We start from the raw sequence: 20,657 nt of genomic DNA, 5'->3' as shown, positions 1-20,657 counted from the left end.
CGGAAAAGAAACGCCGGCCGACTAGGCCGCCTCTTTCGCCTTGCTCGCGTACATGTCCACGTACTCCTGCCCCGACAGCCGCATGACCTCCGTCATCACCGAGTCGGTGACCGCCCGCAGCACGTACCGGTCCCGGTCCATGCCCTCGTAGCGCGAGAACTCCATCGCCTCACCGAACCGCACGGTGACCCGCCCCGGCCGGGGCACCCCCGCCCCGCCCGGCTGCAGCTTGTCCGTGCCGATCATGGCGAACGGCACCACCGGCGCCCCGGTCATCAGCGTGAGCCGGGCGATGCCGGTCCGCCCCCGGTACAGCCGTCCGTCGGGGGAGCGGGTGCCCTCCGGGTAGATCCCGAAGACGTTCCCCTCCTCCAGGACCCGGCGCCCGGTCATCAGGGCGGCCACACCGCCCCGCCCGCCGTCGCGGTCCACCGGGATCATGCCGACGCCCGTGAAGAACCACGCCATCAGCCGCCCCTTGAAGCCCTTGCCGGTGACGTACTCGTCCTTGCCGATGAAGAAGACCTGCCGGTCGCAGACGAGCGGCAGGATCATCGAGTCGATGAAGGTGAGGTGGTTGCCGGCCAGGATCACCGGACCGTCGCCCGGGATGTGCTCCGCGCCCTCCACCCGTGGGCGGAACATCAGGCGCATGATCGGACCGAGCACTGCCTTGATGAGCGCGAAGCGGGACAACGGGCCCTCCGGTGGGAAGCGGACGTCGACGAATGCCGTATGAGTCTGTGCAGGTGAGGACATTACTCGCGGTCCGGGGAGTCACGCACATCGGGCTCGTGGCAGTTAACCGAGGTCTTACGGACTCTTGACCCGGGTTCACCTGCGCGCCCGTACCCGTGGGCGGTGGGCAACACGGCCGTCACGCTGTGACGGAGCTCGCTCGCACGACGGCGGCGCTCGCCCCGGCCCGCGCTCCGTGCGGGTACCCGAGTGCGCCGGTACGAACCGGACGTGCCGTCACATCGCCATCGCAATACGACATGTGTACGTCATCCGTATGAGGGACGGACGCCCACGCGGACGCCATGCGACACCACCCGCGTGTTCGGCTCCAGGTCTCCCGTGCGTCATTCGCACCCCCCTACGATCGGCCCGCACCGGACGAGCCGACACAGGAGGCGTTCATGGCAGCACGGCAGTCGAACGAACAGGCGAGCGGGACCGGACGGCGGGCCCTGCTCGGCGCGGCGGTCCTCGGCGCGGGCGGAACCGTCCTCGGACTCGGCGGCACTGCGCGGGCCGCCGGCGGCCGGCAGGGACACGGGGGCGGCCGGGGCCTGGAGAGCCTGCCCGTGCCGACCGTCATCGGCCACCGGGGCGCCAGCGGCTACCGTCCCGAGCACACGTTCGGCTCGTACCAGCTCGCCCTCGACATGGGCGCGGACATCGTCGAGGCCGGCGACCTCGTCCCCACCAAGGACGGCCACCTCGTCTGCCGCCACGAACCGGAGATCGGCGGCACCACCGACGTCGCCGAGCACCCCGAGTTCGCCGGCCGCCGCACCACCAAGACGCTGGACGGCGTCCAGGTCACCGGCTGGTTCACCGAGGACTTCACGCTCGCCGAGCTCAAGCGGCTGCGGGCCGTGGAGCGCATCCCCGCCAACCGCCCGCACAACACCCTCTACAACGGCCGCTGGGAGATCCCCACCTTCGAGGAGGTGCTGCGCTGGCAGGATGAGCAGACCCGCAGGCGCGGCAAGCAGGTGTGGATCTATCCCGAGCTCAAGCACCCCACCTACTTCCGGGGGCTCGGCCTCGGCCTGGAGGAGCGGGTGGCGAAGGTCCTGCGCCGGCACGGCAAGGACCGCAAGAACTCACCCGTCATCCTGCAGTCGTTCGAGCCGACCGCCGTCGAGCGGATGAACGAACTGGTCGGCAACCCGCTCGTCGTCCTGCTCGACGCGGCGGGCACCCGCCCCTGGGACTTCACCGAGACCGGCGACCCGCGCACCGTCGACGACCTGATCACGCCCAAGGGCCTGAAGGAGATCGCCTCCTACGCGCAGGGCATCGGCCCCACGCTCGACCTGATCATCCCGCGCGACGCCTCCGGCCGGCTGACCGAGCCCACCACCCTGGTCCGTGACGCGCACCGGGCGGGCCTGATCCTGCACCCCTACACCATGCGCAACGAGAACCCGTTCCTGCCCGCGGAGTTCCGCAAGGGCAGCGACCCCGACGCCTACGGCGACGTCTTCGGCGCCTACCGGGCGTACTTCGCCACCGGCATCGACGGCGTCTTCACCGACAACCCCGACACCGGCCTGCTGGCCCGCGAGGACTTCGTCAACCGCTGACCCGCCCCGCCCCGGAAGGGGTGAGGTACGCGCGCCCCGGGCAACCCCGCCCGGGGCGCGCGGGTCGTTGCGCATGTGAGAACCGACCCGCTTTCCGCATGCGACCCGTCCGCCCACGACCTGATCGCCGACGGTCTGTCCGCCCATGATCTGTCCGCCCACGACCTGATCGCCCTGCTCCGCCCCCTCCTCGCCGCGGAGGCCGCCGCCGAGGCGTTCGGCTCCGGTGCCGAACCGGGCGACCTGGAACAGGCGGTCTGGCTGCGGCTGCTGGAGCGGCTGCGCCGTGCCGGCCCGCCGCCCGATCCGCCGCTGTGGCTGCGCCGTGCCGTCCGCGCCGAGGCCCGCCGGGTCCGCCGTACCGCCCGCCGCGAGACGGCGCTGACCTGCGAACCGGCCGACGCGGACCGCCCGGACCCGGAACGGCTCGCCCTCGTCGCCGCCCACCGCCGCGTCCTGCGTGACGCCGTGCGCCGGCTGCCCGGCCGCTGCCCCCGCCTGCTCGCCGCGTTGCTGTCCCCGCGCGATCCGACATACCGGGAAATCGCAGGGGAGTTGGGTATCTCACAGGGCAGTCTCGGCCCGGAACGCTCCAGATGCCTGGGATGTCTGCGGCGTTTACTCGCGGCGGAGGTTGCGGCGCGCTGAGGGCGGGGATAGGAGTGAGGGACAACAGGTGATCAGGTGAGCGGGAGGCGTGCGCACATGGGCATGAGCGTGACCATCTCTGCGGCGGCCGAGCAGGACGCGGAGCAGATCTTCAGGTTGCAGTACCTGTGCTTCCAGAGCGAAGCCGCCCTCTACGGCAACTACCGCATCGATCCCCTGATCCAGAGTCTCGACTCGGTGCGCGAGGAGGTCGCCGACGACTGTGTGTTCGTCGCCCGCCTCGGCGACGAGATCGTCGGCTCGGTGCACGGCAGGATCACCGAGGACGGCGCCGCCGCGATCGGCAAGCTCTGCGTCCACCCCCGCCTCCAGGGGCACGGAATCGGCGCCCGGCTGCTCAAGGCCGCCGAGTCCGCCCTCGCGGGCGAGCGCGGCGCCCGCACGTTCCGGCTGCACGCCGGTCACCGCAGCGAGAGCAACCTCAGCCTCTACAGCAAGGTCGGCTACCAGCGGGTGGGCACATCGCGGGGCGCGGACGGCGTACCGATGATCGTGTTGGAGAAGAAGGCGGAGACGTACGCGACGACCGCCTGACCGTGACGACGTGACACAGGGGGCGGCCGCCCGAGGGGGGGCCGCCCGTCAGGCCGCCGGCTCCTGCGGCCGTGCCCGGCGCAGCCAGTACACGGCGGTCAGCGGCAGCAGCACGGGGATGAAGAGGTAGCCCATCCCGTAGTCCGACCACACGGTCGCGTCGGAGAAGGCGGACGGCTCCACCAGCGTCCACGTGCCTACGGTCAGTACGCCCACCAGCTCGGCGGCGCAGCAGACCAGCGCCGCCTTGCGGGCCTTCTCCCCGCCGCGTACCAGCGTGTAGGTGATGAAGCCGTAGACGACGCCGGCCAGCGCCGACAGCGAGTAGGCGAGCGGCGCCCGGTCGAACTCGGTGGCGATCTGGTAGACCGAGCGCGACACCGCGCCGACCACCATCACCCCGTACAGCCAGACCAGCAGCACCCCGGGCCCGCCGGTCAGCCGTGTCCGGTTCGTCCGTTCCTGCGTCGCGGTCACCTCAGCCTCCCCAGATGTCGAAGAGCCGCACCTCGAGCACGGCCAGCACCACGCCGCTCGCGGCGACGGTCACCGAACCCCAGCGGGTGCGCTCGCCCAGCGACAGGAAGCCCGCCGCCGGTACACAGGCGAACGAGCCCAGCAGGTACGCCACGAAGATGGTCGTCCCCTGCTCCGGCTTCTCGCCCCGGGCCAGCTGCACGATCCCGATCACCAGCTGCACCAGCGTCAGCAGCGTGACCACCGCCATGCCGATGAAGTGCCAGTCCTTCGTCGGCTGGTCACGGTAGGCGGCCCAGCCGCACCAGGCGGCGAGCAGCAGCGCGGCGACAGCGGTCACCACGGTCAGGGCATCCAGCATGGCAGCGAGCCTATTACGCGGGGAAAGCCGCGCCCACGTCGGCCCCGCGCACCGTTCCCGGTCCGCGCCCCGAGGCCCGTAGGGTCGATGGCATGACCATTCACGCGCGCGCCCTGCTCTTCGACAACGACGGGACCCTCGTCTCCTCCCTGGACTCCGTGAACCGCTGCTGGACGCGGTGGGCCGTGGAGTACGGGCTCACGGCCGAGGACTTCGCGCGGGTCGAGCTGCACGGCAGGCCGGCCGCCGAGATAGCCGCCGACCTGCTGCCCGCCCGCGTGGTGCCGGAGGCCGTCGCGCGGATCGAGGACCTGGAGGTGGGGGACGTGCCGAACGGAGGGGTCCGTCTGCTGCCCGGGACGAAGGAGTTCCTCGCCGCCCTGCCCGCCGAGCGCTGGGCCGTGGTCACCTCCGCCACCCGGCGCCTCGCCGGGGCCCGGCTCGGGGCCGTCGGCATCCTGCCCAAGATTCTGATCGCCGCCGACGACATCACCCGCGGCAAGCCCGACCCCGAGCCCTACCTGCTCGCCGCCCGCACCCTCGGCGTCGACCCCGCCCACTGCGTGGTCTTCGAGGACGCCCCCGCCGGGCTGCAGGCCGGCCGCGCCGCCGGCATGACGACCGTGGCCTTGGCCACAACCCACCGGGCCGAGGAGCTGACCGCCGACCTGGTCGTCGACGACCTCTCCGCCCTGTCCGCACTGGTCACGCACGCCGGAGTCGAGATCTCCGTACGCCCCTGACGTGCGCGCACGGGTGTCCACGGCTGTCCAGTATGCGGACAGCCGTGTCCGCTCCGAGGTGAACGTCTGCTTTACTGACCGCATGACCACGACGAGCGACCGCATCCCTGCGACCGAGGCGACCATGACGCCCGGTGCTCGTTGTATGTGTCCGCTCCGAATGCGCGCCTTCTAGAGGGCCCCCGCACCGCCTGAGCCTCGCGCCCCGAAGCGAGACCGCTCGCGTCCGCCCGCATGCCCCGCATGCGCGACCGAGCCACGCCCCGCGCACGTTCCTCCACGGCCTTCCGCGCCGCACCGCGAGTTCCGTGCCGCCCCATGCCTTCCCCCCGTATGCCTCGTGCCCGGCGCCCACGACGCGCCACGCACTCGACAGTGACGGAAACCCACGTGATCACCACCTCGGGCCTCACCAAGGTCTACCGCTCACGCGGCCGCGAGGTCACCGCCCTGGACGGCGTCGACCTCCACGTCCGCGAAGGAGAGGTCTACGGCGTCATCGGCCAGTCCGGCGCCGGCAAGTCCTCCCTCATCCGCTGCGTCAACCTGCTGGAGCGACCCACCGCGGGCACCGTGACCGTGGCCGGCCAGGACCTCACCGCGCTCGCCGGCCGCGGCCCGCGGGCCGGCCGGGAACTGCGCCAGGCGCGCAGCCGTGTCGGCATGGTCTTCCAGCACTTCAACCTGCTGTCCTCGCGCACCGTCCAGGACAACGTCGAACTCCCGCTGGAGATCCTCGGCAAGAGCGGGAAGGAACGTTCCCGCAAGGCGCTGGAGCTGCTCGACCTGGTCGGTCTCGCCGACAAGGCCAAGGCGTACCCGGCCCAGCTCTCCGGCGGGCAGAAGCAGCGCGTCGGCATCGCCCGCGCCCTCGCCGGCGACCCCAAGGTGCTGCTCTCCGACGAGGCCACCAGCGCCCTCGACCCGGAGACCACCCGCTCGATCCTGCAGCTGCTGCGCGACCTGAACCGCCAACTCGGCCTCACCGTCCTGCTCATCACCCACGAGATGGACGTCGTGAAGTCGATCTGCGACTCGGCCGCCCTCATGGAGCGGGGCCGCATCGTCGAGTCCGGCACGGTCACCGACCTGCTGGCCACCCCCGGCTCGGAACTCGCCGCCGCGCTGTTCCCCGTCGGCGGCGAGGCCACCGGCGAGGACCGCACCGTCGTCGACGTCACCTTCCACGGCGAGAGCGCCACCCAGCCGGTCATCTCCCAGCTGTCGCGTACCTACAACATCGACATATCGATCCTCGGCGCGGCCATCGACACCGTCGCCGGCCTCCAGGTCGGCCGCATGCGCATCGAACTGCCCGGCCGCTACGAGGACAACGTCGTGCCCATCGGTTTCCTGCGCGAACAGGGCCTGCAGATCGACGTCGTCGACCACGACGAGCCCACGCTGGTGAAGGAGGGCGTCAAGTGACCTGGTCCGAGATGCAGCCGCTGCTCGAACAGGCCTGTACCGAGACGCTGGTCATGGTCGGCTGGTCCACCCTGATCGCCGTCGTCGGCGGCCTCCCGCTCGGCATCCTGCTGGTCCTCACCGACAAGGGCGGACTGCTGCAGAACACCGTGGTGAACAAGATCATCGGGCAGGTCGTGAACATCGGCCGCTCGCTGCCGTTCATCATCCTCATGGTCGCCCTGATGAACTTCACCCGCTGGGTCACCGGCACCACCATCGGCAGCGAGGCCGCGATCGTGCCGCTCGCCATCGGCGGCATCCCCTTCTTCGCGCGGCTCGTCGAGACCGCCGTGCGCGAGGTGGACCACGGGCTCGTCGAGGCCGTGCAGGCGATGGGCGGCAACACCTGGACCATCGTCCGCAAGGTCCTCGTCCCCGAGGCCCTGCCCTCGCTGATCGCCTCGACCACGACCACGGTCATCGCGCTCATCGGCTACTCCGCCATGGCCGGCACGGTCGGCGGCGGCGGACTCGGCGACCTCGCCGTCCGCTACGGCTACCAGCGCTTCGAGACCGGCCTGATGTGGATCACCGTCGTGATCCTCGCCGTGGTCATCTCCCTCATCCAGTTCGCCGGCGACTTCGCCGCCCGCGCCCTGCACCGCCGCGGCGCCCGCTCCGGACCCGGTCCGAAGCTGCGGCTGCTGAAGGGCGAGAAGCCCGCCGCGGCCGAGGTCGGCAAGGTCGCCTGACCCGTCCCCGGCCACCCCCCCCGGACTCCCCGTGCACCGCGACGGGGTCGCACCACCCAAGGAAAGGCACTTTTCGTGCGTAACACCGCCAAGATCACCACCGCCGTCCTCGCCGCCGGAGCCCTCACCCTCGGGCTCTCCGCCTGCGGCTCGGACAAGGACGCCGCCTCCGACACCTCCGGCCCGCTGGTCGTCGCCGCGAGCCCCGTGCCCCACGCCGAGATCCTGAACTTCGTCAAGGACAACCTCGCCGAGAAGGCCGGCCTCGACCTCGAGGTCAAGGAGTTCACCGACTACGTCACCCCGAACACCGCGACGGAGGACGGCTCGGTCGGCGCCAACTTCTTCCAGACCCAGCCGTACCTCGACGACTTCAACAAGAAGAACGGCACGCACATCGTGTCCGTCGTCGACGTGCACCTGGAGCCGCTCGGCCTCTACTCGCACAAGGTGAAGAAGGCCGACGAGCTGAAGAGCGGCGCGACGATCGCGATCCCCAACGACACCGTCAACGAGGGCCGGGCGCTGCAGCTGCTCGCGGCCAACGGCCTGCTCACCCTCAAGGACGGCGTCGGCACCTCGGCGACCCCCGCGGACATCACGGACAACCCGAAGAAGCTCACCTTCAAGGAGCTCGAGGCCGCCCAGACCCCGCGCTCCCTGGACGACGTCGACGCCGCGGTGGTCAACGGCAACTACGCCATCGAGGCCGACCTGAAGCCCGCCAAGGACGCCCTGGTCCTCGAAGAGGCGAAGGACAACCCGAACAGCAACCTCCTCGCCGTCAAGGAGGGCCAGGAGGACGACCCGCGGGTGAAGAAGCTCGCCGACCTCCTCACCTCGCCCGAGGTGAAGAAGTACATCGAGGACACCTACGCCGGATCGGTCCTCCCCTCCTTCTGATCCCGCCGGATCCACCGCGACACCCTCCACGGGGTCCGACTCCGCGCCGCTCGGCGACGGGGGAGGACCCCGTGGTGCGTTCCGGTGCTTTCATGCTGCATGCTGGGCAGTTCAGCAGCACCCGACGGTCTCTCAGTTACGGAGCGGCGCATGACGAGCACCTTCCCCGACATCTCCATCAGCACGGAGCGGTTGGTGCTGCGTCCCCTCGACGCGGACGACGTGCCCGCCCTCGCCGCGATGATGAACGACGAGCAGGTGGGCGCCTGGACCGACGCCCCCCAGCCCTTCTCCGAGGAGGCGGCCCGCGCCTGGATCACCGAGGACGCGCCCGCCGAACGCGCCTCCGGCCGCGGACTCGACCTCGCGGTCACCGAGTTCCTCACCCAGCGCCTGGTCGGCGTCATCCGGCTGGCGGGGACCGACTGGCACGTGCGGTCCACCGTACTGTCGTACATCATCGCGCCGTGGGCGCGCGGGGAGGGATACGCCTCCGAGGCGGCGCTCGCCACCGCCCAGTGGCTCTTCGGCGACCAGAAGCTCGAACGCGTCGAACTGCGCACCGCGGCCGACAACGCCGCGGCGCAGCAGGTCGCCCAGAAGATCGGCTGCATCAGCGAGGGGGTGCTGCGCAACGCCTGCATAGCCAGGGTCCGCACCGAGGACGGAGGCTGGAGCGAGGTGCGCACCGACTTCATCGTGTGGAGCCTGCTGCCGGAGGACATCGAGGGCGCGGACGGCCAACTGGCCGACAGCAACGGCTTCTCCGGCTACACCGACTGGAACTGACGTCCGACGAGCGCCCGGCGGGCGGCACCGGCGCGGCGGTCCGTGTCCGCACCAGGTAATCTCGACAGACCGCCTCCGGGCGGAACAGCCGAGGACGACCTGCGCAAACCCAGGAGACTGACGACGATGGCCGACCGGGTCACGGTGATCGGCTGGGACGGCTCGCCGCTGACCGAGGCGGCACGCGCCGCACTGGGAGCCGCCACCCTGGTGGCCGGCGCCGCTCACCACCTGGCACTCCCCGAGGTGCCCGCCACCGCCGAGCGTATCCGGCTCGGCTCCGTCGCCCTCGCCGCCCGGCGCGTCGCCGCCCACCGCGGTACCGCGGTCGTGCTCGCCGACGGCGACCCCGGCTTCTTCGGCGTCGTACGGACCCTGCGCGCGCCGGAGTTCGGCCTGGAGGTCGAGGTCGTGCCCGCCGTCTCCTCGGTCGCCGCCGCCTTCGCCCGGGCCGGCATGCCCTGGGACGACGCGGAGGTCGTGGTCGCCCACCCCCGCACCCTGCGTCGCGCGGTGAACGTCTGCCGGGCCCACACCAAAGTGGCGGTCCTCACCTCCCCGGGCGCCGGCCCCGCCGAACTGAGCCTGCTCATGGAGGGCGTCCACCGCTCCTTCGTCATCTGCGAGGAACTCGGCACCGAGCGCGAACAGGTCACGGTCGTCACCTCCGACAAGGCCGCCGACCACACCTGGCGCGACCCCAACGTGGTGATCGTCATCGGCGGCCCGGTGGCCGCCGGCGACTCCGCGGGCTGGCTCGCCGGGCGCGGCCCCGCGCCCGGGCCGCGCGGCTGGACGCTGCCCGCCGAGGAGTACGGCGGCGAGCTCGGCGAGGGCGAGCAGGACGTCCTGCGCACCGGCCAACTCGCCCGCCTGGGACCGGGCCTCGGCGACCTCGTCTGGGACATCGGCTGCGGCTCCGGCGCCTTCGCCACCGACGCCGCACGCGCCGGCGCCGCCGTCATCGCCGTCGACAGCGACCCGCGGGCCTGCGCCCGCACCGACGCCGCCGCCCGCCGGCACGGGGTCCAGATGCAGATCGTCCACGGCTCCGCCCCGCAGGTCATGGAGAACCTGCCCGAACCGGACGTCGTCCGCGTCGGCGGCGGGGGAGCGGCCGTGGTCTCCGCCGTCGCCGACCGCCGCCCGCAGCGCATCGTCACGCACGCCGCCACCCGCGACGCGGCCGAGCTGATCGGCCGGAACCTGACGGAGCACGGCTACCGGGTCGAGTGCGCGCTGCTGCAGTCCGTCGAACTCGACACGCGGGCCTGGACGGAGACGGAACGGAGCGTTGCGTTCCTGCTCAGCGGGGTGCTGCCCGCGCGCGGCCGCTGAGCCGCGTTGCCGTCCCCGTGATCGGGTTGTCGTACCGCGCGCGGTAGGCTGGCCGATCGTTGTACCGCACCGGACACCCGACGCTTCGTCGGTCAATGTCCAAAAAGCGCGCCCGTTTTGGGGTGGGTCGTGGTACGGCAGGAACCGGAGGACGCGCAACGTGGCGCAGTCCACAGCGGAACCGTCGCCGATCAAGCTGACGCGACGGCGGTACGGCCGCGACAATGCCAGTGAATGGCTTTGTCGCCTTTTTCGGGCGGGCCGTTCGTGCCGCTGGGGACGCACGCTCGTTCTCCAGTGTGGGGCGGTCGGTGCGCCGTTCCGGGTGAGCTGGTCGTAGGAGCACTAACCGATGGGCGAGGGGTACGCATGACCGACACCGGCCAGGTCCCGGGCGAGGGACTGCCGGAGAACGCAGGCAGGGTGGAGCAGCCGGGCGTCACCGCGCCTGAGGCGTACACCTACCTCTCCGACAGTCCCGCCGAGGACGAAGACCTGCTGCTCCCTGGCGCCCAGGGCGCCTGGGGCAACGAGATCGCACCGCCCGCGCCCGAGCCGGTGGTCGAGACCGTCCACCAGCCCGGCCCGCACGAGACAGCCGGCCGCGACAGCGGATCGGTCGACCTCAACGGCGTCCGGCTCCCCGAGCCGCCCCAGCAGGTCCCGGCCGCGCCGCGCCGCCCGCTGCACCTCGGCCCGCCGATGCCCGACCTCTCCACGAGCCCGGTCCGCTCCCTCGCCGACCGCGGCCCCGCCGACCTGCCGGCCCGCCAGCCCGGCCCGCCGACCCTCGGCCCCGAGTACCTCGACGTCCAGCCCGCCCGGGAGGCCGCCGCACCGCAGGTCGCGGCGGCGCAGGCCGCGGGGCCCTGGGCCGCCCGGGGGACGGCCGGTGCGGGGGTGGGGACCGCGGAAGCGGCAGCCCCCGAGGCGGGACCCGTCGACGCGGCCCAGGCGGTCGTCGCCCGGGTCTCCACGGACACGGTCGCGCAGGCGGACGTGAGTGCGCGGAGCGCCGCCGGCGGCGAACAGGCTCCCGCCGCCGTGCCGTACACCGACCACGGCACACCGGTGGTGCCGGCGCCGGGTGCGCCCGTCGACACGGCCGCCGGGCAGGGGAATCCGCAGGCGGACGCGGTCGTGTCCGTGCCGGCCGGCCGTGGGGCGCCCGAGGGTGTGCCCCCCGAGGGGGTCCCCGTCGCGCCGGAACACGCCGAGGTGGCGGAGCCCGTGGCGGAGGCGCCGCAGCAGGCTGAAGCCGTACAGCAGGCGGAACCCGCTGCGGAGGTTCCCGTGGCGGCGCCGGAGGCCGGCCGGCCCGAGCAGGCGGCGGCCGAGACGGTTCCGGCGCCGGGCGAGGCGGGCCCCGCGGGCGTCGCCGTGACCGAGGCCGGTCCGGCGCGGGAGGCGCCCGTGCCGGGTGCCGGGACCGTGGAGCCTGTCGCCGAGGCGCCCGACGGTGACGTCGCCGTCGCCGCGCCCGAGGGCGCGCAGGCGCCGCAGGAGACCCCTGCCGAGGACGTGGCCGTGACGCAGGCGCCTCAGATGCCGGACGCCGAAGGTGTGGTGCCTCAGCCCGAGCCCGGGCACCAGGCGGAGACCGAGGCCGCGATCGCGGTCGCCGTCGCGCGGGAAGCCCAGGACAGCGCGGCCGAACAGGCCCAGGCTCCGGAGGACGCCGTCCAGGCGCCGGTCGTCGACGGTGCCGTGCCGCAGCCGGCCGGTGACCAGATCGCCGGTGCGCCGGCGGGCGAGCCCCAGGGCGACCCCGAGCCGGGCGCGGCCCTTGGCACCGACGTGCCGCGGGCGGCCCCCGTCGCGGAGACTCCCGTACCCGAGCCCGTCCAGGCACCCGAGGCCCCCGAGGCCGCGCCGGCGCCCGAGCCCCTCGCGGCGCAGGGCGTGCAAGCGCCCGAAGCCCCGGCGCCTGAAGCGGCCCTCGCGCCCGAAACGGCCCCCGTGCCCGAAGCCGTAGCGCCCGACGCCCCGACACCGGACGCCCCCGACACGGCCGCCGCACCCGCCGCCGAGGACGGGACGACCGTGGCCTCCCCGGAGCCGGAAGCCACCGCACCGGCCGCGGACGCGACCGCCGACCCGTTCGTCGCCCCGGCCCCCGCCGAGCCCGAGGCCCCCGCACCGGCCGACGCCGTGCAGGGGCCCCAGCAGACCCCCGCGCACGCGACCCCGCTGCCCGGCACCCTGCCGCTCACGCCCGAGGCCGACCAGCCGCTGGGGCAGTTCGTCCCCGTGGACGGCACCGTGCCCACCGCGCCGCACCTCGCCCCCACCCCGCCGCAGGGCGTCACCGTCCCGGAGGACGGGACCGCCCCGGCCGACGCCGTACCGGCCGCCCCCGCGGCCGACGCCGACACGGACGTCCCGCAGAACGCCGACGACCTGGACACCCAGGGCGCGGGAGTGGAACCGGAGCCGGCGGCCGGCCCGGCGGGGCCCGCCGCCCCCGGGTACGCGGACGCCGAGCGCGAGGCCGTGCTGAAGGTCATGCGCGAGCGCCGCGACATCCGCAACGGCTTCCGCAGCGACCCCATCCCCCACGAGGTGCTGCTCCGGGTCCTGGAGGCCGCCCACACCGCGCCCTCCGTCGGCCACTCGCAGCCCTGGGACTTCGTCGTCATCCGCTCCGCCGAGACCCGGCGCCGGATGCACGAACTGGCCATGCGTCAGCGCGCGGCCTACGCCAAGTCGCTCCCCAAGGGCCGGGCCAAGCAGTTCAAAGAACTGAAGATCGAGGCCATCCTCGACACCCCGGTGAACATCGTCGTCACCGCCGACCCCACCCGCGGCGGCCGCCACACCCTCGGCCGGCACACCCAGCCGCAGATGGCGCCGTACTCCTCCGCGCTCGCCGTGGAGAACCTCTGGCTCGCCGCCCGCGCCGAAGGGCTCGGCGTCGGCTGGGTCAGCTTCTTCGACGAGCGCGAGATGGTCCGCGCCCTGGAGCTGCCCGACCACCTGGAGGTCGTCGCCTACCTGTGCGTCGGCTACGTCGACGAATTCCCGGACGAGCCCGAGCTGATGCAGGCCGGCTGGTCCAAGCGTCGCCCCCTGTCCTGGGTGGTGCACGAGGAGACGTACGGCCGCCGCGCCCTGCCCGGAGAGGACCCCCACGACCTGCTTGCCGAGACCGTCGCGCAGATCCGCCCGCTGGACGCCAAGGCGCTCGGCGAGGCGTGGGAGCGCCAGAAGCGCATGACCAAGCCGGCCGGAGCACTCGGCATGCTGGAGATCATCTCCGCGCAGCTGTCCGGCCTGTCCCGCCAGTGCCCGCCGCCGATTCCGGAGCCCGCGGCCGTCGCGGTCTTCGCCGGCGACCACGGGGTGCACGCCCAGGGCGTCACCCCCTGGCCGCAGGAGGTCACCGCCCAGATGGTGGCCAACTTCCTCGGCGGGGGAGCGGTCTGCAACGCCTTCGCCGCCCAGGTCGGCGCCGAGGTCTGCGTCGTCGACGTGGGCGTCTCCTCCGACCTGCCGGCCACCCCCGGGCTGCTGCCCCGCAAGATCCGCGCCGGCACGTCCGACATGACCACCGGTCCCGCGATGACCCGCGAGGAGGCCAAGCAGGCCATCGAGGTGGGCATCGAGACGGCCCGGGACCTGGTCGCGGCCGGCAACAAGGCCCTGCTCACCGGCGAGATGGGCATCGCGAACACCACCGCGTCGGCGGCCCTGATCTCCGTCTTCACCGGCGCGGACCCGGCCGAGGTCACCGGCCGCGGCACCGGCATCAACGACGAGACGCTGGTCCGCAAGACCGACGTCGTGCGCCGCGCCCTGGAACTGCACCGGCCCGACCCGGCCGACCCGCTGGGCGTCCTGGCCGCCGTCGGCGGCTTCGAGCACGCGGCCATGGTCGGCCTGCTGCTCGGTGGCGCGTCGCTGCGTACGCCGGTGATCCTGGACGGCGTCAGCGCCGGCGCCGCCGCCCTGGTGGCGCGGGCCATCGCCCCCGAGGTCCTCGCGGCCTGCATCGCGGGCCACCGCAGCGCCGAGCCCGGCCATGTCGCCGCGCTCAACAAGCTGGGTCTGCGTCCCCTGGTCGACCTCGACCTGCGGCTCGGCGAGGGCACGGGCGCCCTCCTCGCGCTGCCGCTGGTGCAGAGCACCGCCCGGGCCATGCACGAGGTGGCGACGTTCGACTCGGCGGGCGTGACGGAGAAGTAGCAGCCGACGTCCTCGCGCGCCCCCTCGACACGGGGCGCGCGGGGACACCTTTCTCCCAGGTTCCTTGGCGCCTTTCTCCCAGGTTCCTTGGCGCCCAGGGGTCCGGTGAGTGAGACCCGTCCCACTCACCGGACCCACCCCGCCCCCGCCGCCCGCGGGCATAAAATGCCACGTCAGGCCCGCTCCGACGCCGCAGCGTGCCCGCGCTGACCCATCGCTCGTCCGAGGAGCCCCCGCTGATGGCCGAACACCCGCCCTACCCCGTAGGCCTCCGCCTCACCGGCCGCCGGGTCGTCGTCCTCGGCGGTGGCCAGGTCGCCCAGCGGCGCCTTCCCGCCCTGATCGGGGCCGGCGCCGACATCCACCTCGTGTCTCCCGAGGCCACCCCGTCCGTCGAGGCGATGGCGGACGCCGGCGAGATCACCTGGCACCGGCGCCCCTACGCCGAGGGCGACCTCGCGGACGCCTGGTACGCGCTGATCGCCACCAGCGACCCCGAGGCGAACACGGCGGCGTCCGCCGAGGCGGAGACCCACCGCGTCTGGTGCGTGCGGTCCGACGACGCCGACCAGGCCACCGCCTGGACCCCGGCGACCGGCCACAGCGAGGGCGTCACCGTCGCCGTGCTCACCACCGACGCGCGCGGACGCGACCCCCGGCACACCGCCGCCGTCCGCGACGCCGTGGTCGAGGGCCTGCGCGACGGCACCCTCGTCGCCCCGCACCACCGCACCCGCACGGCGGGCGTCGCCCTCGTCGGCGGCGGCCCGGGCGACCCGGACCTCATCACCGTCCGCGGCCGGCGCCTGCTCGCCGAGGCCGACGTGGTCATCGCCGACCGGCTCGGCCCCCGCGACCTGCTCGCCGAACTCCCGCCGCACGTCGAGGTGATCGACGCGGCGAAGATCCCCTACGGCCGGTACATGGCCCAGGAGGCCATCAACAACGCGCTCGTCGAGCACGCCCGGCAGGGGAAGTCCGTCGTCCGCCTCAAGGGCGGCGACCCGTACGTCTTCGGCCGCGGCATGGAGGAGCTCCAGGCGCTCACCGAGGCCGGCATCCCCTGCACGGTAGTCCCCGGCATCTCCAGCTCCGTCTCCGTCCCGGGCGCGGCCGGCATCCCCGTCACCCACCGCGGTGTGGCGCACGAGTTCACCGTGGTCAGCGGCCATGTCGCCCCCGACGACGAGCGCTCGCTGGTCGACTGGCCGTCCCTGGCGAAGCTGACCGGCACCCTCGTCGTCCTCATGGGCGTCGACAAGATCGGCCGGATCGCCGAGACCCTGGTGGCGCACGGCAAGTCCCCGGACACCCCGGTCGCCCTCGTCCAGGAGGGCACCACCGCCGCCCAGCGCCGCGTCGACGCCACCCTCGCCACGGTCGCCGAGACCGTCGTCGCGCAGGACGTGAAGCCGCCGGCGGTCATCGTCATCGGCGCCGTCGTGGCCGTGGGCCCGGCCGGGACGGCGGCCTGACATGGGCGAGATCATCACCGTCGACGACCCCGCGGACCCGCGCCTGCACGACTACACCGACCTCACCGACGTCGAACTGCGCCGCCGCCGCGAACCCGCCGAGGGCCTGTTCATCGCCGAGGGCGAGAAGGTCATCAGGCGCGCCGGGGACGCCGGTTACGCCATGAGGTCCATGCTCCTGTCGCAGAAGTGGGTCGACGTCATGCGGGACGTCATCGACCGCTCCGACACCCCGGTGTACGTCGTGGAGCCCGCGCTCGCCGAACAGGTCACCGGATACCACGTGCACCGCGGCGCGCTCGCCTCCATGCGGCGCCGGCCCCTGCCCACCACCGCCGACGTGCTGCGCACGGCCCGCCGCGTGGTCGTCATGGAGGCGGTCAACGACCACACCAACATCGGCGCGATCTTCCGCTCCGCCGCCGCCCTCGGCATGGACGCGGTGCTGCTCTCCCCGGACTGCGCCGACCCGCTGTACCGCCGCAGCGTCAAGGTCTCCATGGGCGCCGTCTTCTCCGTGCCGTACGCCCGCCTGGAGACCTGGCCCAAGGACCTCGCGTCGGTCCGTGAGGCGGGGTTCACCGTGCTCGCCCTCACCCCGGACGAGCGGGCCCGGTCCCTCGACGAGGCGGCCCCGCACCGGATGGAGCGGGTGGCGCTGATGCTCGGCGCGGAGGGCAGCGGCCTGTCCGCCCGCGCCCTGTCCGCCGCCGACGCCTGGGTCCGCATCCCCATGTCCCACGGCGTCGACTCGCTCAACGTGGGCGCGGCGGCCGCGGTCGCCTTCTACGCGGTGACGGCGGGCCGGCCGCAGGAGTAGCGGATCCCCGTCCGCCGTCGTCCGGCGGGACGGGAGCGCCGCGGGCTCAGGACGGGCCCTGGCAGCCCTGCACCAGCGCGATGCCGAGCGCCACCACCAGCGTCACCACCACGAACACGAACAACCGCTGCCTGAGCAGGCGCGGATTGGCCGGACGCAGACCCGACCCGCTCGTCCGGGGGGCGGGTCGGCGGCCGCCCGTACCGGTGCCGGGCCGCGTGGTGCCGCGGGACGCGGGGCCGGAGCGCGGCCTGGGGCGCGCGGGCGAGCCCTGGCGGGGCGCACCCTCACGGGGCGCACCCCCTCCCCGGGACGCCGGGACACCGCGGCCGCCCCGTGAGGGTGTCGGGCCACCGCCCCGGGACACGGGACCCGGCCCGCGCCCGGCCGACGCACCGCGCGGGGGAGTGGCCCGGCCGCCCTGCCTGCGCGCGTCCCGCTCCGGATAGGTGTCCGCGAGGCGCCCGGTGGGCCGTTCGGACTCCGGGGTGCGCGGCGCGGGTGGGCGGACGTCGGCGAGGCCCTGCGCCTCACGCGCGGCGATCTCCTTGAGCCGCAGCGACAGTTGCAGCGTGCTGGGCCGCTCCTCGGGGTCCTTCGCCAGACAGGCGCGGACCAGCGGGGCCAGCGCGTCCGGGACACCCTGCAGCTGGGCCTCCTCGTGCACCACGCGGTACAGCATCACCTCGGAACTGCCGTGCCCGAAGGGGGAGTCGCCCATCGACGCGTAGGCGAGCGTGGCGCCCAGCGAGAACACGTCGGTGGCGGGGGTGACGGCCGCGCCGCGCACCTGCTCGGGGGCGAGGAAGCCGGGCGAGCCGACGGCCGTGCCGACGTGCGTGAGCGTCGAGGCGCCCGTGGCCCAGGCGATGCCGAAGTCGATGATCCGCGGCCCCTTCGGGGACAGCAAGATGTTGGACGGCTTGAGGTCCCGGTGCACCACACCGGCCTCGTGCACGGCGACGAGCCCCTCGGACAGGGCGGCGCCGACGGCGGCCACCTCGGCTGCGCCCAGCGGGCCCTCGTCGGCGACCTTGTCGTGCAGCGACGGGCCCGGCACGTACTGGGTGGCGAACCAGGGGCGGTCCGCCTCCAGGTCGGCGGCCACGAGGCGGGCGGTGCAGCCACCCCTGATGCGCCGGGCCGCCGAGACCTCGCGGGCGAACCGGGAGCGGAACTCCTGGTCCTCCGCCAGATCGGGACGGATGACCTTCAGCGCGACCCGCTGCCCCTTCTTGTCGGAGCCCAGGTAGACCACGCCCATCCCGCCCGCGCCGAGCCGTCGGTGAAGCCTGAAAGAGCCGACGACGCGCGGGTCCTCGCGCCTCAGGCGCATCATCGCCATGTTCATCCCCGCTGCCCGGTCCTGTGACGTGCCACAGCTTACGTTTCCACACCCGTCCGCGCGCAGAGGCCGCGCCCTCTCGTATCGACGGATTGTCAGTGGCGGGTGGGAGACTTGAAGAGTGGTCAGGGGGCGCGTGAGCAGGCCGGGTTCGCGCGACGGCGTAAAGCGCCGATCCCAACCACCCGACGGGTAAGGGGGATTGATCACGTGAAGGGTGACCGGGTGGAGATCGTCGTGGACGCCGGGGACACGACGCGTACGTACGAGGTGGTGGCCTCCAGGGCCGGGCGCAGGGTGGAGACGGCGGTGCGACGAGGAGTGGTCGAAGTGAGCGAAGTCACCCGAACCGGGGCTGTGGTGCGGACCGCGCGTTTCATGGCGAACCGGGTGCTCGCCCTGGTCGAGCAGCCCGTGCCGCGGCAGGACACCTCGGAGGGGTCCTGACGGGGCGGTCGTCCCCTCGGGGATGTCCCTGAGGCGGAGGAGTCCGTCTCCACCCAGGGGAGTACGACGCCGGTGCCCGCTCATCCTCGGGGAGGCCCGCCAATCGGTACGAGGGCATGACGTGACGGATGCCGGTGACCCCTAGATTTGAAGTCGAGCGGCGGGTGCAGCACTCGTCCCCCGAGGTCAACGCCCGCCGCCGTCAAAGACAACCAGGAGAGGGGCCATGGCGTACACGGCACCGCGGACACTGCTCCGCACGCGGGAACGCGGCGAGGGCCGCCGGCACCCGCTGGTGGCGACGCTGATGGCCCTGCCCCTGGCGGTCCTGCTCCTCCTCGTCTTCGACGGGTGGGAGACGGTGACCACACAGGCGTCGTCCGTGGGAGAGATGCTGGGGCGCTGATCAGCGACCCCCAGGCCCGGAAGAGCGGTCCGGGCGGGGACATCACCCATGAAACCCCGTGGGGACGGGGGTGCGGCGGACGGCAAAATGCCGGCGCAGCTGGGGAGCTGCGCCGGCATTGCCATGTCCGGGACACGCTGGACGCGCCGGACGTCAGTACATCCGTACGCCGTGGCCCGTCGGGCAGGCGACGGATGGCGTCCTCCCGGCCCGCGTAGCCTCACCCCGTGACCCCGGACCTGCCTTCCGCCCTGACCGCCCGCGCCGCGCAGGCGGCTCACGCGAGTGCCGTCGCCTGCGCCTGTGTCGCGGCCACCCTGGCCCACCGCGAGGACACCACCGTCGTCCGGCACGCCGCCACCGTGGCCAAGGCACACGCCCCCGGCACCGACCCCGCCGAACTGGCCCTGCGCCTCGCTGTCGCCGCCGGTCTCCCCGGCGTCCTGCTGCCCCCGCTCGCCACGGCCCCGGTCGAGCTGCACGGCCGCCCGGTCACGTACTGGCCCTACGGCACACCCGTGGACCCCGACGACCCGGACGCCGCCCCCTGGGAGGAGGCGGCCACCCTCCTGGCCCGCCTGCACCTCGCCCCGCTCCCCGCCGGCCTGCCCCCGATGCGCGGCCCCGGGAAGGCGGCCCGCGCCGTCGCCCTCCTCCGGGACACCGCACCCCGCCATCCCGCCGCCGCCCCGCTGCTGGACGCCTGGGGAGAGCTGCCTCCGTGGGCCCGGGGAGAGGAACCGGCGCCGGGCCCCGCACGCCTCTGCCACGGCGACTTCCACCTCGGCCAGCTGATACGCCGGGCCGGGCCCGGCAGTCCCTGGCTGCTGATCGACGTGGACGACCTGGGCTCCGGCACACCCGTGTGGGATCTGGCCCGCCCCGCCGCCTGGTACGCCTGCGGCATGTTCGACCCCGACGCCTGGCACCGCTTCCTGACCGCCTACCGCGCGGCCGGCGGTCCGGCCGTACCGGCCGACGGCGACCCGTGGACCGCGTTGGACGTCCCGGCCCGCGCGCTGACCGTCCAGACCGCCGCCCGCGCCGTCGCCAAGGCGGTCGCCGCGGGCCGGGCGCTGGACGAGGTGGAGGAGTCGCTGGTCGACGCCTGCGCCCGCATGCGGTCCGTGGCGGCGCCGCCCCCGGCGGACTGAGACCAATTTCCGCGACGTAGGGTGCAACCGGCCCGCGGCAGGAGAGAGTCTGTCCTGGCGATACGCGAAGCAGGAACGACCGGCGAGGAGTTGAACCGGATATGCAGTGTCCGAAGTGCCGTGCCCCCATGCACACCTACAACCGCAACGGTGTCCAGATCGAGCAGTGCAGCGGGTGCCGGGGGATCTTCCTCGACTACGGCGAGCTCGAGGCGCTGACCCGGCTGGAGTCCCAGTGGTCGCAGCCCGCCCCGCCCCCGCCCGCCGCACCCCAGGCGTACCCGGCCGCGGCGCCGCAGGCCCCGGCATGGGGAGCGCCGCACGGCGGCCACTACGGCAACCGCCGCCACAAGAGCTTCGGCCACATGCTCTTCTCCAGCTGACGGCACACGACGAAGCCCCCGGTCGAGGGACCGGGGGCTTCGTGCGGTGTGGACGATACTGGGATTGAACCAGTGACCTCTTCCGTGTCAGGGAAGCGCTCTCCCGCTGAGCTAATCGTCCTCGGGACCACGACCACTCCGCGGAGCG

At 73.5% G+C, this 20,657-nt stretch carries 20 protein-coding genes and 1 tRNA gene; 16 read left to right on the top strand and 5 right to left on the bottom strand.

The window, feature by feature from the left end; all coding sequences use genetic code 11:
• Window positions 1–21 precede the first annotated feature (21 nt).
• Entirely contained in the window at window positions 22–696 is a 675-nt protein-coding gene (locus B100_RS0114170; RefSeq protein WP_024885105.1) for a lysophospholipid acyltransferase family protein, read from the bottom strand.
• A gap of 446 nt (window positions 697–1,142) precedes the next feature.
• On the opposite strand from B100_RS0114170, the gene B100_RS0114165 reads away from it, so the two are divergent.
• The 3 genes from B100_RS0114165 to B100_RS0114155 all read left to right on the top strand — a co-directional run bounded on the left by B100_RS0114165 (window position 1,143) and on the right by B100_RS0114155 (window position 3,521).
• The gene (locus B100_RS0114165; protein WP_024885104.1) at window positions 1,143–2,318 is read left to right on the top strand and encodes a glycerophosphodiester phosphodiesterase; all 1,176 of its coding nucleotides are present in this window, start codon (window positions 1,143–1,145) and stop codon (window positions 2,316–2,318) included.
• 135 nt (window positions 2,319–2,453) lie between these two features.
• The gene (locus B100_RS0114160) at window positions 2,454–2,966 is read left to right on the top strand and encodes a sigma-70 family RNA polymerase sigma factor (RefSeq protein ID WP_024885103.1); all 513 of its coding nucleotides are present in this window, start codon (window positions 2,454–2,456) and stop codon (window positions 2,964–2,966) included.
• A 57-nt stretch (window positions 2,967–3,023) separates the two neighbouring features.
• Window positions 3,024–3,521, top strand: coding sequence for a GNAT family N-acetyltransferase (locus B100_RS0114155; protein WP_024885102.1), 498 nt, complete (start codon window positions 3,024–3,026; stop codon window positions 3,519–3,521).
• Window positions 3,522–3,569: 48 nt separating this feature from the next.
• Here the strand turns inward: B100_RS0114155 and B100_RS0114150 are convergent, their stop codons facing one another.
• A complete protein-coding gene (locus B100_RS0114150) occupies window positions 3,570–3,998 on the bottom strand; it encodes a hypothetical protein (RefSeq protein WP_024885101.1) in 429 nt (142 codons plus the stop codon).
• 1 nt (window position 3,999) lies between these two features.
• The gene (locus tag B100_RS0114145; protein WP_024885100.1) at window positions 4,000–4,359 is read right to left on the bottom strand and encodes a hypothetical protein; all 360 of its coding nucleotides are present in this window, start codon (window positions 4,357–4,359) and stop codon (window positions 4,000–4,002) included.
• A gap of 92 nt (window positions 4,360–4,451) precedes the next feature.
• Between B100_RS0114145 and B100_RS0114140 the strand changes: the two genes are divergently transcribed.
• The 9 genes from B100_RS0114140 (at window position 4,452) to B100_RS0114100 (ending at window position 16,774) form a co-directional block, all read left to right on the top strand.
• Window positions 4,452–5,102, top strand: coding sequence for an HAD family hydrolase (locus tag B100_RS0114140; RefSeq protein WP_024885099.1), 651 nt, complete (start codon window positions 4,452–4,454; stop codon window positions 5,100–5,102).
• Window positions 5,103–5,492: 390 nt separating this feature from the next.
• Complete coding sequence (locus tag B100_RS0114135) at window positions 5,493–6,530, top strand: ATP-binding cassette domain-containing protein (protein ID WP_024885098.1); 1,038 nt, start codon at window positions 5,493–5,495, stop codon at window positions 6,528–6,530.
• A complete protein-coding gene (locus B100_RS0114130) occupies window positions 6,527–7,264 on the top strand; it encodes a methionine ABC transporter permease (protein ID WP_024885097.1) in 738 nt (245 codons plus the stop codon). The genes B100_RS0114135 and B100_RS0114130 overlap by 4 nt, the downstream gene beginning before the upstream one ends.
• Window positions 7,265–7,339: 75 nt before the next feature.
• Complete coding sequence (locus tag B100_RS0114125; protein WP_024885096.1) at window positions 7,340–8,167, top strand: MetQ/NlpA family ABC transporter substrate-binding protein; 828 nt, start codon at window positions 7,340–7,342, stop codon at window positions 8,165–8,167.
• A gap of 150 nt (window positions 8,168–8,317) precedes the next feature.
• Window positions 8,318–8,956 carry a GNAT family N-acetyltransferase gene (locus tag B100_RS0114120; protein WP_024885095.1) on the top strand — a complete coding sequence of 213 codons (639 nt, stop codon included), beginning with the start codon at window positions 8,318–8,320 and terminating at the stop codon, window positions 8,954–8,956.
• A gap of 126 nt (window positions 8,957–9,082) precedes the next feature.
• A complete protein-coding gene (gene cbiE, locus B100_RS0114115) occupies window positions 9,083–10,294 on the top strand; it encodes a precorrin-6y C5,15-methyltransferase (decarboxylating) subunit CbiE (RefSeq protein ID WP_024885094.1) in 1,212 nt (403 codons plus the stop codon).
• Window positions 10,295–10,663: 369 nt separating this feature from the next.
• Window positions 10,664–14,479: a nicotinate-nucleotide--dimethylbenzimidazole phosphoribosyltransferase gene (gene cobT, locus B100_RS0114110; RefSeq protein WP_024885093.1), complete on the top strand. Its 3,816-nt coding sequence runs from the start codon at window positions 10,664–10,666 to the stop codon at window positions 14,477–14,479.
• Window positions 14,480–14,718: 239 nt separating this feature from the next.
• The gene (gene cobA / locus B100_RS0114105; protein ID WP_024885092.1) at window positions 14,719–15,954 is read left to right on the top strand and encodes a uroporphyrinogen-III C-methyltransferase; all 1,236 of its coding nucleotides are present in this window, start codon (window positions 14,719–14,721) and stop codon (window positions 15,952–15,954) included.
• A gap of 1 nt (window position 15,955) precedes the next feature.
• The gene (locus B100_RS0114100; RefSeq protein WP_024885091.1) at window positions 15,956–16,774 is read left to right on the top strand and encodes a TrmH family RNA methyltransferase; all 819 of its coding nucleotides are present in this window, start codon (window positions 15,956–15,958) and stop codon (window positions 16,772–16,774) included.
• Between the two features lie 46 nt (window positions 16,775–16,820).
• On the opposite strand, the gene B100_RS0114095 is transcribed toward B100_RS0114100, so the two are convergent.
• Window positions 16,821–18,125, bottom strand: a complete 1,305-nt coding sequence (locus B100_RS0114095; protein WP_024885090.1) for a protein kinase domain-containing protein — start codon at window positions 18,123–18,125, stop codon at window positions 16,821–16,823.
• A gap of 204 nt (window positions 18,126–18,329) precedes the next feature.
• Between B100_RS0114095 and B100_RS0114090 the strand changes: the two genes are divergently transcribed.
• The 4 genes from B100_RS0114090 (at window position 18,330) to B100_RS0114075 (ending at window position 20,509) form a co-directional block, all read left to right on the top strand.
• Entirely contained in the window at window positions 18,330–18,566 is a 237-nt protein-coding gene (locus B100_RS0114090; protein ID WP_024885089.1) for a hypothetical protein, read from the top strand.
• 226 nt (window positions 18,567–18,792) lie between these two features.
• Complete coding sequence (locus B100_RS0114085) at window positions 18,793–18,972, top strand: hypothetical protein (RefSeq protein ID WP_024885088.1); 180 nt, start codon at window positions 18,793–18,795, stop codon at window positions 18,970–18,972.
• 227 nt (window positions 18,973–19,199) lie between these two features.
• A complete protein-coding gene (locus B100_RS0114080) occupies window positions 19,200–20,126 on the top strand; it encodes an aminoglycoside phosphotransferase family protein (RefSeq protein ID WP_024885087.1) in 927 nt (308 codons plus the stop codon).
• A gap of 101 nt (window positions 20,127–20,227) precedes the next feature.
• Window positions 20,228–20,509: a TFIIB-type zinc ribbon-containing protein gene (locus B100_RS0114075; protein WP_078540911.1), complete on the top strand. Its 282-nt coding sequence runs from the start codon at window positions 20,228–20,230 to the stop codon at window positions 20,507–20,509.
• 49 nt (window positions 20,510–20,558) lie between these two features.
• On the opposite strand, the gene B100_RS0114070 is transcribed toward B100_RS0114075, so the two are convergent.
• Window positions 20,559–20,630, bottom strand: a tRNA-Val gene (locus tag B100_RS0114070).
• Window positions 20,631–20,657 lie beyond the last annotated feature (27 nt).

This window comes from Streptomyces sp. CNH189 (assembly GCF_000527195.1).
This window is presented reverse-complemented; position numbering and strand designations above follow the sequence as displayed.

Coding starts and splice junctions, on each gene's coding strand:
- B100_RS0114165 (WP_024885104.1), top strand. CDS start 1,143: ATGGCAGCACGGCAGTCGAACGAACAGGCGAGCGGGACCGGACGGCGG.
- B100_RS0114155 (WP_024885102.1), top strand. CDS start 3,024: ATGGGCATGAGCGTGACCATCTCTGCGGCGGCCGAGCAGGACGCGGAG.
- B100_RS0114145 (WP_024885100.1), bottom strand. CDS start 4,359: ATGCTGGATGCCCTGACCGTGGTGACCGCTGTCGCCGCGCTGCTGCTC.
- B100_RS0114140 (WP_024885099.1), top strand. CDS start 4,452: ATGACCATTCACGCGCGCGCCCTGCTCTTCGACAACGACGGGACCCTC.
- B100_RS0114120 (WP_024885095.1), top strand. CDS start 8,318: ATGACGAGCACCTTCCCCGACATCTCCATCAGCACGGAGCGGTTGGTG.
- cbiE (WP_024885094.1), top strand. CDS start 9,083: ATGGCCGACCGGGTCACGGTGATCGGCTGGGACGGCTCGCCGCTGACC.
- cobT (WP_024885093.1), top strand. CDS start 10,664: ATGACCGACACCGGCCAGGTCCCGGGCGAGGGACTGCCGGAGAACGCA.
- cobA (WP_024885092.1), top strand. CDS start 14,719: ATGGCCGAACACCCGCCCTACCCCGTAGGCCTCCGCCTCACCGGCCGC.
- B100_RS0114100 (WP_024885091.1), top strand. CDS start 15,956: ATGGGCGAGATCATCACCGTCGACGACCCCGCGGACCCGCGCCTGCAC.
- B100_RS0114095 (WP_024885090.1), bottom strand. CDS start 18,125: ATGAACATGGCGATGATGCGCCTGAGGCGCGAGGACCCGCGCGTCGTC.
- B100_RS0114085 (WP_024885088.1), top strand. CDS start 18,793: ATGGCGTACACGGCACCGCGGACACTGCTCCGCACGCGGGAACGCGGC.
- B100_RS0114075 (WP_078540911.1), top strand. CDS start 20,228: ATGCAGTGTCCGAAGTGCCGTGCCCCCATGCACACCTACAACCGCAAC.